The sequence below is a fragment of the Bradyrhizobium acaciae genome (assembly GCF_020889785.1).
Classification (GTDB): domain Bacteria; phylum Pseudomonadota; class Alphaproteobacteria; order Rhizobiales; family Xanthobacteraceae; genus Bradyrhizobium; species Bradyrhizobium acaciae.
This window is the reverse complement of record NZ_JACMYK010000008.1, coordinates 83,973-96,184: the sequence shown is the minus strand read 5'-3', so window position 1 is coordinate 96,184 and position 12,212 is coordinate 83,973. Positions and strand designations below refer to the sequence as shown.

General features: G+C 63.4%; 7 protein-coding genes and 2 pseudogenes. 3 read left to right on the top strand and 6 right to left on the bottom strand.

Annotated elements, in window-relative coordinates:
* Position 1: 1 nt before the first annotated feature.
* Positions 2-1,201, bottom strand: coding sequence for a pyridoxal-phosphate-dependent aminotransferase family protein (locus H8A92_RS06455; RefSeq protein ID WP_229194991.1), 1,200 nt, complete (start codon positions 1,199-1,201; stop codon positions 2-4).
* A 132-nt stretch (positions 1,202-1,333) separates the two neighbouring features.
* On the opposite strand from H8A92_RS06455, the gene H8A92_RS06450 reads away from it, so the two are divergent.
* From H8A92_RS06450 to H8A92_RS06440, 3 genes and pseudogenes are all read left to right on the top strand, one after another.
* Complete coding sequence (locus H8A92_RS06450) at positions 1,334-2,086, top strand: GntR family transcriptional regulator (protein WP_229194990.1); 753 nt, start codon at positions 1,334-1,336, stop codon at positions 2,084-2,086.
* Between the two features lie 134 nt (positions 2,087-2,220).
* Positions 2,221-5,198 (top strand): annotated as a pseudogene (locus H8A92_RS06445) (FAD-binding and (Fe-S)-binding domain-containing protein).
* On the top strand, positions 5,191-5,619 hold the full coding sequence (locus H8A92_RS06440; RefSeq protein ID WP_229194989.1) for a GlcG/HbpS family heme-binding protein: 429 nt from the start codon (positions 5,191-5,193) through the stop codon (positions 5,617-5,619). Before H8A92_RS06445 ends, H8A92_RS06440 begins: the two are co-directional and overlap by 8 nt.
* 123 nt (positions 5,620-5,742) lie before the next feature.
* On the opposite strand, the gene H8A92_RS06435 is transcribed toward H8A92_RS06440, so the two are convergent.
* From H8A92_RS06435 to H8A92_RS06415, 5 genes and pseudogenes are all read right to left on the bottom strand, one after another.
* Complete coding sequence (locus tag H8A92_RS06435; RefSeq protein ID WP_229194988.1) at positions 5,743-6,348, bottom strand: hypothetical protein; 606 nt, start codon at positions 6,346-6,348, stop codon at positions 5,743-5,745.
* Between the two features lie 128 nt (positions 6,349-6,476).
* Positions 6,477-8,297, bottom strand: coding sequence for a hypothetical protein (locus tag H8A92_RS06430; RefSeq protein ID WP_229194987.1), 1,821 nt, complete (start codon positions 8,295-8,297; stop codon positions 6,477-6,479).
* Between the two features lie 420 nt (positions 8,298-8,717).
* Positions 8,718-8,885, bottom strand: a pseudogene (locus H8A92_RS06425) (enoyl-CoA hydratase/isomerase family protein); the annotation flags it as partial.
* Positions 8,886-9,135: 250 nt separating this feature from the next.
* Positions 9,136-9,915 carry an enoyl-CoA hydratase/isomerase family protein gene (locus H8A92_RS06420; RefSeq protein ID WP_229194986.1) on the bottom strand — a complete coding sequence of 260 codons (780 nt, stop codon included), beginning with the start codon at positions 9,913-9,915 and terminating at the stop codon, positions 9,136-9,138.
* 79 nt (positions 9,916-9,994) lie between these two features.
* Positions 9,995-12,094 (bottom strand): molybdopterin oxidoreductase family protein, encoded by a 2,100-nt coding sequence (locus tag H8A92_RS06415; RefSeq protein ID WP_229194985.1) that lies wholly within the window; start codon positions 12,092-12,094, stop codon positions 9,995-9,997.
* Positions 12,095-12,212 lie beyond the last annotated feature (118 nt).

The window sequence follows — 12,212 nt, the reverse complement described above, 5'->3', positions numbered from 1 at the left end:
GCTAGGTGCCGACCACCTTCAGATGCGACGCGTTGCGCTGATCGCGCTGCTCCAGCAGCCGCATGGCGGCCTCGACGCCGCCTGAGCGATGCGGCACGCCGGCGACCGACAGCCCCATCTCGACACCGGTGAGCGCGCCAAGCAGCGTCAGCTCGTTGCATTCGCCGAGATGACCGATGCGGAACACCTTGCCGGCGACCTTCGACAGGCCGGCACCGAGTGACATGTTGAAATTGTCGAGCACGACCTGGCGATACTGATCCGCGTCATGGCCGGGCGGCATCAACACCGCGGTCAGCACCGGCGAGAACTCCGAAGGCTCCTGGCAAAGCACTTCGAGTCCCCATTGGTTGACGGCGGCGCGCGTGGCGGCGGCCAGCCGCTGATGGCGGGCGAACACGTTGTCGAGCCCCTCCTCCAGCAGCATCGCGATCGCTTCGCGCAACCCGTAGAGCAGGTTCGTCGCCGGCGTATAGGGGAAGAAGCCCTTGGCGTTCGGCTTCAGCATTTCCTCCCAATCGAAATAGGAGCGCGGCATCTTGTTGCTGCGCGACGCCGCGCGGGCCTTGTCCGAGATGGCATTGAAGCCGAGGCCGGGCGGCAGCATGAAGCCCTTCTGGGAGCAGCTGACGCTGACGTCGACCTTCCACTCGTCGTGGCGGTAATCGACCGAGCCCAGCGACGAAATCGTATCGACCATCAGCAGAGCCGGATGCGAAGTGCGGTCGATGGCGGCACGGATGTCACCGATCCGGCTGGTCGCGCCGGTCGAGGTCTCGTTGTGGACGACCATCACCGCCTTGATGCTGTGCGCGGTGTCCTCGGCAAGCCTTGTTTCGATCTGGGCGGGGTCGGCGCCGCGGCGCCAGTCGCCGGGAATGAAGTCGACCTCGATGCCGAAACGGCCGGCCAGTTGCCGCCACAGCGTGGCGAAGTGACCGGTCTCGACCATCAGGACCTTGTCGCCGGGCGACAGCGTGTTGACGATCGCGGCTTCCCAGGCGCCGGTCCCCGACGACGGGAAGATCACCACCGGCCCTTTGGTCTGGAATATCCTGGCGCTGCCCTCCAGCACCGTCCGGCCGAGCGCGGCGAACTCCGCGCTGCGGTGGTCGATGACCGGCATGTCCATCGCGCGAAGAATGCGATCCGGGACCGGGCTCGGCCCTGGAATCTGCAAGAAATGGCGCCCTTGATGCATGAGAACCTCCCTATCGCCGGATTTTGACCCTTCGAGAACCTATTTTGCATTCATTTTTTGTATTTTCAATCCAATTTTGGTATTCGATTGAGAGCATCGACGCGACCGCACCGACAAACTATTGTTCAGAATATGAAATCTGAGATTCCCGAAACCGGGGTTCCGATCACCCAACCGGCCGCCGGCAACGGCAGCGATCGCCAGGAAGCCTCACTTCACGGCGAGGTGCTGCTGCGCCTGCGCGACTACGTGGTGGAAGGCAACATTCCCGAGGGCGCCCGCGTTCCGGAACGGCAGCTCTGTGAAATGCTGGGGATCTCCAGGACGCCGCTGCGCGAGGCGCTCAAGGTGCTGGCCGCCGAAGGCCTGATCGAGCTCTTGCCCAATCGCGGCGCGCGGGTGCGCCAGCTCAGCCAGCGCGACCTCGAGGAATTGTTCGACGTGATGGCCGGGCTGGAGAGCCTCGCCGGACGACTGGCCTGCGAGCTGATCACCGACGAGGAAATCGCCGCGATCGAGCGGCTGCATTACGAGATGTACGGCCACTATCTGCACCGCGACATGCACGGCTATTTCCAGATCAACCAGCAGATCCACGAGAGCATCGTCGCGGCTGCGCGCAACGAGACGCTGAAGACGACCTACGTCAATTTCGCGGGCCGGATCCGGCGCGTGCGCTATTCCGCCAATTTCGCCCGCAAGCGGCAGCGCTGGGGCGAGGCGATGCGCGAGCACGAGGCGATCCTCGATGCGCTGCGCCGCCGCGCGGCAAGCGAGCTCAGCGACACCCTGTTCCAGCACCTGCGCAACAAGCGATCCGCCGCGATCGATCACCTCGCTGAAGGCCAGAACGCCGGCCTGGAAACGACGCCTCAGGGCGACTAATGGATGGGCCCGAGGGTCGCGAACGGAGTGCGATCCTTGCTCATTTTGAATTCATAATGTAACTCTCAAATCGAGAGATTGCATAATCCATGAGCAGGCGCCCGCGTCGCGTCGTGGATCACATCGGATCTGGGATGAAGAACGCCTCATCGCTCGAACAGCGCCTGCGGTCCGAACTGACCGGCGACGTCTTGTTCGATGCCTTCAACCGCGGCCGCTACGCGACCGACGCCTCGTTCTACCAGATCATGCCGGCCGGCGTGGTGGTGCCGCGCACCGTCGATGAGGCACTGCGGACGCTTTCGATCGTGCGCGACGCCGGGCGGATCGTGACCCCGCGCGGCGGCGGCACTTCGCAATGCGGCCAGACCGTCAATGACGGCATCGTGGTCGACCTCTCCAAGCACCTGAACCGGATCGTCTCGCTCGACGTCGAGAATCGCATTTGCGTGGTCGAGCCGGGCATCGTGCTCGACGACCTCAACCGCCAACTCAGGAAGCACGGGCTGTGGTTTCCGGTCGATGTCTCGACCGCGTCGCGCGCCACCATCGGTGGCATGGCCGGCAACAATTCCTGCGGCGGCCGCTCGTTGCGCTACGGCACGATGCGCGACAACACGCTGTCGATGGATGCGGCGCTCGCCGACGGCACGCTGCTGCATTTCGGCGAGGTGCCGCGCGATCTGACGCGGATCAACGGCTCCGACAACGGATTGAAGCTGTTCCGCGACATGCTCGATCTCGGCGAGCGCGAGGCGGCCGAGATATCAGACAAATTTCCCAAGGTGCAGCGCCGCGTCGGCGGCTATAACCTCGACGCTCTGGTGCCGCGCAACGCGCCGAACAACATGGCACATCTGCTGGTCGGCTCGGAGGGCACCCTCGCCTTCACGACGCAGGTCGAGCTGAAGCTGTGGCCTGTGATCCGTAACAAGGCGCTCGGCGTCTGCCATTTCGGCAGTTTCTACGAGGCGATGGACGCGGCCCAGCATCTGGTGAAGCTGCGGCCCATTGCCGTTGAGCTGGTCGATCGCACCATGATCGCGCTCGGCCGCGAGATCGCGATGTTCCAGCCGATCATCTCTGCAGCCGTGCGCGGCGATCCAGACGCGATCCTGGTGGTCGAGTTCGCCGAAGAGGACCAGGCCGACAATCTCGCCCGCCTGAAGCAGCTCGGCGAGCTGATGGGCGACCTCGGCTTCGGCTGGGACAAGCCGCAGCGCAAATGGGGCGGCGTGGTCGAGATAACAGAGCCTGCGCTGCAAACCGGCATCGCCGATTTCCGGGCCGCCGGCCTCAACGTCATGATGTCGATGAAGCAGGAGGGCAAGCCGGTCTCGTTCGTCGAGGATTGCGCGGTACCGCTGCCGCATCTCGCCGACTACACCGAGCGGCTCAATGCGGTATTTGCGAAGCACGGCACCCGCGGCACGATGTACGCGCACGCCTCCGAGGGCTGCCTGCATGTGCGCCCGGTGCTCAATCTCAAGCTCGAGAAGGACGTCAAGGCGATGCGCGCCATTGCCGAGGAAGCCTTCGCGATGGTGCGCGAATACAAGGGCTCGCATTCCGGCGAGCATGGCGACGGCCTGGTGCGCTCGGAATTCCACGAGACGATGTTCGGGCAGCGCATCGTCGCCGATTTCCGCGAGGTCAAGCAGCGCTTCGACCCGACCAACACGCTCAACCCCGGCAAGATCGTCGATCCGCCCAGGATGGACGACCGATCGCTGTTTCGTTTTTCGCCGGATTATCGCGTCGGCGACTTGAAGACGGCGCTCGACTGGTCGGCCTATCCCGGCGCCGGCGGCGGCTTCCAAGGTGCCGTCGAGATGTGCAACAACAACGGCGCCTGCCGGAAGCTCGAAGGCGGCGTGATGTGCCCGTCCTATCGCGCGACGCGCAACGAGAAGGACGTCACCCGCGGCCGCGCCAACACGCTGCGCCTCGCGATCTCGGGCCAGCTCGGGCCGGACGCGCTCGCTTCCGACGAGATGATGGACACGCTGAAACTCTGCGTCTCCTGCAAGGCCTGCCGCCATGAGTGCCCGACCGGCGTCGACATGGCCAAGATGAAGATCGAGGTGCTGGCCGCGCGCGCCGCGACGCATGGCCTGTCGCTGCGCGACCGGCTGGTCGGCTACCTGCCGCGCTATGTCGATCTCGCATCGCGTGTTGCGCCGATCGCAAACTGGCGCAACCGCAGCCCGCTGCTGCGCGGCCTGTTCGAGAAACTCGCCGGCATCAGCGCCAAGCGCGCGCTGCCGGAGTTTCGCCGCGACACCTTCCGGCCCGATGCCGAGGTGCTGGGCCCAGCGGACGGCCGCGAAGTGGTGCTGTTCGCCGACACCTTCAACCGCGGTTATGAGCGCGAGAATCTCGACGCCGCGGTTGAGGTCCTGATCGCCGGCGGTTATCGCGTGCATCTGCCGAGTCCGTTGGATGGCGTCCGGCCGCCGTGCTGCGGACGCACGTTCCTGTCGGCCGGACTGGTCGAGCAGGCCCGTGCGGAGCTCGACCGGCTGGTTTCGACCTACGCACCATTCGCGGCGCGCGGCGTGCCGATCATCGGCCTCGAGCCGAGCTGCCTTCTCACCTTGCGCGACGAACTGCTGTCGCTGCGATCGGATGGGGCCGCGAAGTCCGTCAGCGCTCACGCCTTGCTGTTCGAGGAGTTTCTGGTGCGCGAAGCGGAGGCCGGACGCCTCGCCCTCCCGCTTGGCGCGGTCGCCGAAAAAGCGGTTGTGCACGGTCATTGCCACCAAAAATCCTTTGGTGCGTTCAAGCCGGTGGAGAAGGTGCTGCGCCTTGTACCCGGCCTCGAGGTCAAGACCATCGAGTCGAGTTGCTGCGGCATGGCCGGCGCGTTCGGCTATGGCGCGGAGACCTATCAGGCCTCGATCGAGATGGCCGAGCTCTCGCTGCTCCCTGCGGTCCGCAGCGCCGATCAGGACACGCTGATCGTGGCCGACGGCACCTCTGCCGGCACCAGATCAAGGACGGCAGCGGCCGCACGCCGCTGCATGTCGCCAGCGTATTGGCGATGAGCCTGAAACGTGCGAAATCGAAATCCGACCAATCATTGCCGACAAAGGAACAGGCCCATGGCTGAGCTCACTCTCGATACCGCCCGCAAGATTCTGGATGCCGCCCTCGCCAAGGGCGTCGAGAAGAGGCTGAAGCCGCTGGTCGTCACCATCCTCGACGCGCGCGGCGCGGTGAAGGTGACCGCGGCACAGGACGGCACCAGCCTGATGCGGGCGGAGATCGCCCACGGCAAGGCCTATGGCGCGCTGGCGCTCGGGATGGGATCGCGGGCGTTATACCAGCGCGCGCAGGAGCAGGCTTATTTCATCGACAGCGTGAACACGTTGGCGCAGGGCCGGCTGGTGCCGGTCCCCGGCGGCGTGCTGATCATGGACGGCGTGAACCTGCTCGGCGCCGTCGGCGTCAGCGGCGACACCTCAGACAATGACGAGATCTGCGCCGTGGCCGGCATCGAAGCCGCCGGCTTGAAGGCCAACGCGGGCTAGTCTGCTGCACTCCGCCCTGTGATCTTTGGAGCCGGTGCGCTCCTGTCGATGATGCCGATAAGAGGCATCATTGAGGTGTTCCGACGCTCCAAGACGAGCGAAAGCCGTCTCGGAGCTGCTTCTCTATTCGCACCACCCCGACAGAATCATCACGAGCGCGACCGTATCTGGATTTGGCGCCGGTGCGAGCGTCGCGCCCTCGGCTCTCCACGCCATCTCGATGTTCGGAACGCCGTTCACCAGACCGACCGGCGCATGGACGACCAATGTCGACATGTAGCCGCCATCGAAGATCGGCGAGAGCGCCCACGTCGAACCCGGCGCGCGAAACCATGCGTAGACCGTCGCGGTCCACTGGTTTGGACCAGTGATGGAGGAGTTGCCGGTCAGGATGACCTCCTTCGCTGTGGCCGGAATATTGAACTGGGGCCAGAGCGGGATTTGTGTCCATGTGTTTGCGCAAGCATCCTTCGGACCCGTTCCATCGGAACAAGTCGCCGGCGTTGTGTTGGGCGCGAAGTTGCATGGATGAAATTCATAGGGAGTGCCGTCGTAACCCGGGCAGATGCCCCAATTCGGCAAGCTCGTATTGTTGAACACGATGGTGGGGTCGCGGACATTGTTCGGGTTGAAGTGCCAGGTCGTGCAGGTGTTGGTCCAGTTGGTCTGAGCTGCAAAAGCCGGCGCGAAAGCCAGCCACGCGACGAGCCTGACGATCAGTTTGCGCATCAACGAACTCCACCTTCCATGATGACGATGCAGGCAAAGCCCGGACTTGCAACGAACTCTCGCGGACTGCCGCGTTCGTCGTCATGACCGCCACCGCGTTATTCCGCCGCAGTGGCCACAGGCCCGTTTCAAGGACAAGCGACGTTGTTCGCCGCCGCGTCGACCCAGCGATCCGAGAGCTTGTAGTAGGAATAGCCATTGGAATTTGCCGCCTGGATGGAGAGCTTTCCGGACTGGCTCGGATCTCCGTAGTAGGCAAGGGTCCCCCACGGAGCAGGCGGCGATGGAAGGGCTGGCGCTCCACTGCTCGCGGACCAGTCTACGCTCGGAATCAACTCATTGTTGTTTCCGCCAACTCCCCACTCAGCGCTCGAGTTGAAATAACAGATATTGCCGGCACCTGTGAGGTAGTTGACCGTGGCTCCCTGGTATCCGAGCAAGACAGTGGCGACGTTGGTATGTAACTGCGCCCACGCCGGCGTGGTCTTTGTCCCGTCACGATAGTACAGGGTGCCATAACTGCCATTCCACGCATCGAGCTTGACCGCATCACCGCGGCAAGCGGGATCAGACGTCGTTTGGCATTTTGGGCTCGCGGCAAAATCCCAACCCGTGGGTTTCGACTGCCACAAGCCGTGGACACTGGCATCAACGAGGGTGAAGCCGTGCGCAGCGGTCGCTTCGTAGAGCTGCCCTCCCGCCGTCAGCTGCTGCACGGTATCTCCGGTGCCGACGACCATTGTGGTTCCGCCCGTGTTGCCTGCGAAGGCTTGCCCGGAAGAGTTCGTATACCAAAGCTTGGTGCTGGGATCGACAAACCATAGGTACGCGTTGTTGACGTGAGGCGCGATGCTGGTCGCTTGCAGATTTGCCCCACCCGACATCACGTTGGAAAATCCGGAGGTGCCGGTCAGGTAAGCCAGCAAGTTTCCGGTCTTTGCCTGAATGATGTAGATGCCGTTTGTAACCGAGCCAATGGCGGAGGCGTTATAGCCGGTGTTGTAGAGGCCTGCCGATGACAGTTCCCACAAACCGCCCGCAACTCCGTCAACGTACCAGAATGCTGGTGCAGTGATGTTGGACGCCGCTGCCGCGCTGGTGAGGTCGTACACCTGATATGTGCGGTTGATCGGAGTGGGATCGAGGAAGCGCGTCTTTCCGAGTGTCGGATTTGCAGGATCGGAAAGACCGACATACGCATAGAGCAGTGTCCTGAAATCCAGCGTCCCCTGGGTGATCATGCCGATGTCTTCCTGCCGGTAGACACCTTCGGGATTGCCCACGCGTTGCGAGAACTGGACGATTGCCGACTGCGAAACGCTTTGGTGGGTCAGCAGACCCCAGAGGCTCACCGGCGCCACAATCGATACAGTTGGATCGACGAACAAGTCGACGCCGGACCCACCACCCGTCCCGGCCCCGAACGCCGCAATGATCGAGTGATCGTCAACAGACGAATCCCTGCTGGTACCGAAATTGGTCACCATGAGCGTTGAGTTCGGCTTGATCTGATAGAACAGTTGCAAAGCCAGGGATGCAAATCCCTGGCATGCGATCCCCATCGTCGCTCGATTGTTGATCGTGTCGATCGCGGACATGGTGGCGTTGATTGGCGTGCACGCGTCGATCAACTCGAACGCCAACGTGCTAGTAAAAATCAGCGCCAGGCCATCGTCGTTGATGCTGCCGTAGAGCGGCGAAGCCGCCGTCAGTTTCGACAGAATTGCGCTCTTCGTGGAGCCGAACAGGCTGGTCAGCTGGGTCGCGAGTTGACCCTGGGCTGAATTAAACTGCGTTTCCGTCGTCTGCGCCGCGGCCGACGCGATCTGATTGAGCTGGTTCGTGGAAAAGAACTGGGTCTGCAGTCCCGGCTGCGAACTGCATGACGCAGATGCCTCCACGGAGAAACCCAATACGCACACCAAGAGCGTCAGCATCAGTCTGATCATCGGCTTCCTCGCGATGGCTTTGAGAGTTCAGAACCTTCTTGCCCTGATCAAAGACAGTTTCAATCTGTAATTGACGATAGATCGATAATCATCCAAATGTTGTGACGCCATGATGACGGAACAGAGGATGACGGACAGCTCCCATTGCGCCTGACCATCGCCGCAACACTTCCGCATGAAGGGGCCGACCATCCACCGACGCTATGGAGACGCAATCCTGTCCACAACGAGGTCGCATCAAGCGGCGGTGGGCATGATGCGACGAAAGCGCAGCCGCACAAATGAACCGCAAAAACAGGCGCACACCGGGCGGCGCCCGAGCGCCACCCCTCACCAATCAATCGTTTTCGAGCAGCGGGCGCGATCGATCTACATCATCAATCCGCGCACAATTCCGAAGGGACTCTACGATTGGCCTATCTATCGCCCGGTCCAGGTGGGCTTGCGCTTCTCGCCGAAGGCCCTGAGGCCCTCCTTGGCGCCTTCGGTCATGGCGAGCAGCGCGATCTGGCTTTCGGCGTTGACGATACTTTCGTCGAACAACATCGACATGATCGCCCGCATCGCGCATTTGCCACAGCGGATCGCGATCGTTCGCGGAGACCCTTCACCCGGAACTCATCGCGCGATGCGTTCCGACTCTCCCCGCAGACGGGCCGGAGCGAGCAAGCACGATTTCGGAATAATGGAAATAGAGCACTGATTTGCCCGACGTGTCAAGGTGTCTTGTCGAACGCCGGCCGACATAGGCTCCTTTGCATGGGGTTGTTTTCGATATTTTGATAGTGCGCGCCCTCGGCTACCGCACGCGGGTGAGATGAAGACGCCCAATGACGCCTCAGCGTCCCGTCCAGGTCGGCTTGCGCTTCTCGCCGAACGCCTTGAGGCCTTCCTTGGCGTCCTCGGTCATCGCGAGTAGCGCGATCTGGCTTTCGGTGTAGGCGATGCTTTCGTCGAACGACATCGAGGCGATCGCGCGCATCGCGTATTTGCCGCGACGGATCGCGGTCGGTGATTTGTCGACGATGCGGCCGATCAGCCAATCGACCTTGGCGTCGAGCTCGGCCGCCGGCACGACGTAGTTGAGCAGACCCGCAGCCTTGGCGGTCGCGGCGTCGAACGGCTCGCCGGTCAGCGCCCATTCATTGACGAGGCGTGCGGGGGCGATCGATTGCAGCAGGCTCAGCACCTGCATCGGAAACACACCGACCTTCACTTCGGGCAGACCGAAGATTACCTGATCGGCGGCGACCGCCATGTCGGTCATGCACAACAGCCCCATGCCGCCGGCCATGCAGACGCCGCCGACCCGCGCGATCGCGGGCTTGGTCGCATTCTGCGACAGCCGCAGCAGGTCGGCGTAGTCGACATTGGGTCGCGAGAAATCCATCGAGAACGCCGCGCCGCTGTTCTGCAGATCGGCGCCGGCGCAGAACGCCTTGTCGCCCGCGCCGGTCAGCACGATGACGCGCACGTCCTTGTCGTCATGCGCCTCGCGATAGCCCTTGGCGATGCCTGCAATCACGCCGGCATTGAGCGCGTTGCGCTTGTCCGGACGGTTGATGGTGATCCAGAACGCCTGCCCGCGCTTCTCGAGAAGAACGCTGTTGTCGGTCATGTTTCCCGCCTGTTTTCTTGCCTGTGCGCTGTTGTCAGCCGACATTTGCGGCAGGATCGGCACCGACTGCAAGCAGGATTTATGCGGCGGCTGGCGCCTTCCTGATCCAGACCTTGTTGTCGTGGAACGCGGCGCCGCCGAGCGGTGCGACGGCCTCCGCGCCGGTCAGCATGTTGATGCCGCGCCCGCCGATATGGGACTTGTTGGGGTGGATCGACTCGGCGATCAGCACGCCGCGGCGGACGCCGTCGAACAGCTTCGCAGTGAGCGTCGTCTCGCCGCGCATGTTGCCGAGCGTCACGGTATCGCCGTCGGCGATCGACAGGCCGGCCGCATCGTCGGGGTGGATCATCACGGTCGGCGCACCCTCGCGGGCCTGCGACGACGGCGTTTCGTTGAAGCTGGTGTTGAGGAAGCTGCGCGACGGCGAGGTTGCGAGCCGGAACGGATGCTGCGCGTCCGCCTCCTCGATGATGGTCCAGTGGTCCGGCAGCGAGGGCATCTTGTCCCATGCCCCCATCAGCCCGCCTGAGCCGACCGGGACCTTGCCCCAATCCACCCTGAAGTGGAATTTCTTGTCGGCATGGGCGAAGCCGTCGAGATAATGCGAGGTGCGGAAATCGGGCTGCAAATCACGCCACAGCTCGGCCTCGAGCGCTTCGATGTTGCCGTGGCCGCTCTTCTTCAGCGTCGCATCGATCAATTCGCGCGCCGTCATGTCGAAGCCGGGATGCACGGCATTGAGGCGGCGGCCGAGCCCCTGCATCACTTCGTGATTGGAACGGCACTCGCCGGGCGGATCGATCAGCTTCGGGCCGACCGAGATATGCTGATGGCCGCCACCGTAATAGAGGTCGTCGTGCTCCATGAACATCGTCGCCGGCAGCACGATGTCGGCCATCTGCGCCGTCTCGGTCATGAACTGCTCGTGCACCGCAACGAACAGATCCTCGCGGGCAAAGCCCTGCCGCACCAGCGCCTGCTCGGGCGCCACCGTCATCGGATTGGTGTTCTGGATCAGCATCGCCTTGACCGGCCCGCCGCCGCGCAACGCCTCGGCATCGCCGGTCAGGATGCGGCCGATCTTCGACTGATCGAGAACCCGCGTCGATGGATCGATCGCGTCGTGGCCTTCGATGATCGATTCGTCGAAGCGCCAGATTCCGGCATTGTTGAAGAACGCGCCGCCGCCCTCATATTGCCAGGCCCCGGTCACCGCGGGAATGCACAGCGCAGCATGCATCTGCGCCGCACCGTTGCGGCTGCGCGTGAAGCCATAGCCAAGGCGGAAGAAGGAGCGCTGGGTCTGCCCGACCAGCCGCGCGAATGCCTCGATCTCCTCGACCGGCACGCCCGAGATCGCCGACGCCCATTCCGGCGTGCGGGTCTTGAGATGCGCTTCCAACTCATCGGGACAATCGGTATAGCGCGCCAGATAATCGCGATCGGCAAATCCCTCGCGGAACAGCACGTGCATCACGGCGCAGGCGAAGGCGCCGTCGGTGCCCGGCCGCAGCAGGATCTTGATGTCGGCCTGCTTCATGGTCTCGTTGTGGTAAACGTCGACCGCCGCGATCTTCGCGCCGCGCTCCTTCCGCGCGCGCGATGCATGCGTCATCACGTTGACCTGGGTATTCACGGGGTTGGTGCCCCAGATCACGACGAGGTCGGAGACGCCCATCTCGCGCGGGTCGACGCCGGCAATCTTGCCGGTCCCGGCGGCAAAGCCGATGCGCGCGATGGTTGAGCAGATCGTACCGTAAAAGCGCGAATACTTCTTCACATGCGACAGCCGGTTGAGGCCGTCGCGCATCACGAGCCCCATGGTGCCCGCGTAGTAATAGGGCCAGACCGACTCGGCGCCGAATTCGCGCTCCGCGGCGTCGAACCGCGCCGCGATCTCGTCCAGTGCCTCATCCCATGAGATCCGCGCGAACTGGCCGGAGCCCTTCGGCCCGGTCCGGCGCATCGGATGCATCAGCCGTTCGGCATGATGGATGCGCTCGGCATAGCGCGCGACCTTGGCGCATACAACGCCGGCCGTGTAGGTCTGCAGCTTGGAGCCGCGTACCCGGCCGATCGAGCGTCCCTCGATCACCTCGACGTCGAGCGCACATGCCGAGGGGCAGTCGTGCGGACAGGTGGAATGGCGGATGTCGACCTTGGCATGCTGGTTCATGCCAAATTGGTAACATCAAATATCCGCTCCGCCGAGGGGCATTATTGCGCCAGTCCGGGCGAAAACCGGGCATGAGCCATGCGGCAAGCGCCGAGACCGGAGTGCGATCCGCCCGACC

What these genes read in the sequence shown, in the direction of transcription:
- H8A92_RS06420 (WP_229194986.1), bottom strand. Translation starts at nt 9,915, where the DNA reads ATGACCGACAACAGCGTTCTTCTCGAGAAGCGCGGGCAGGCGTTCTGG.
- H8A92_RS06415 (WP_229194985.1), bottom strand. Translation starts at nt 12,094, where the DNA reads ATGAACCAGCATGCCAAGGTCGACATCCGCCATTCCACCTGTCCGCAC.
- H8A92_RS06455 (WP_229194991.1), bottom strand. Translation starts at nt 1,201, where the DNA reads ATGCATCAAGGGCGCCATTTCTTGCAGATTCCAGGGCCGAGCCCGGTC.
- H8A92_RS06435 (WP_229194988.1), bottom strand. Translation starts at nt 6,348, where the DNA reads ATGCGCAAACTGATCGTCAGGCTCGTCGCGTGGCTGGCTTTCGCGCCG.
- H8A92_RS06430 (WP_229194987.1), bottom strand. Translation starts at nt 8,297, where the DNA reads ATGATCAGACTGATGCTGACGCTCTTGGTGTGCGTATTGGGTTTCTCC.
- H8A92_RS06440 (WP_229194989.1), top strand. Translation starts at nt 5,191, where the DNA reads ATGGCTGAGCTCACTCTCGATACCGCCCGCAAGATTCTGGATGCCGCC.
- H8A92_RS06450 (WP_229194990.1), top strand. Translation starts at nt 1,334, where the DNA reads ATGAAATCTGAGATTCCCGAAACCGGGGTTCCGATCACCCAACCGGCC.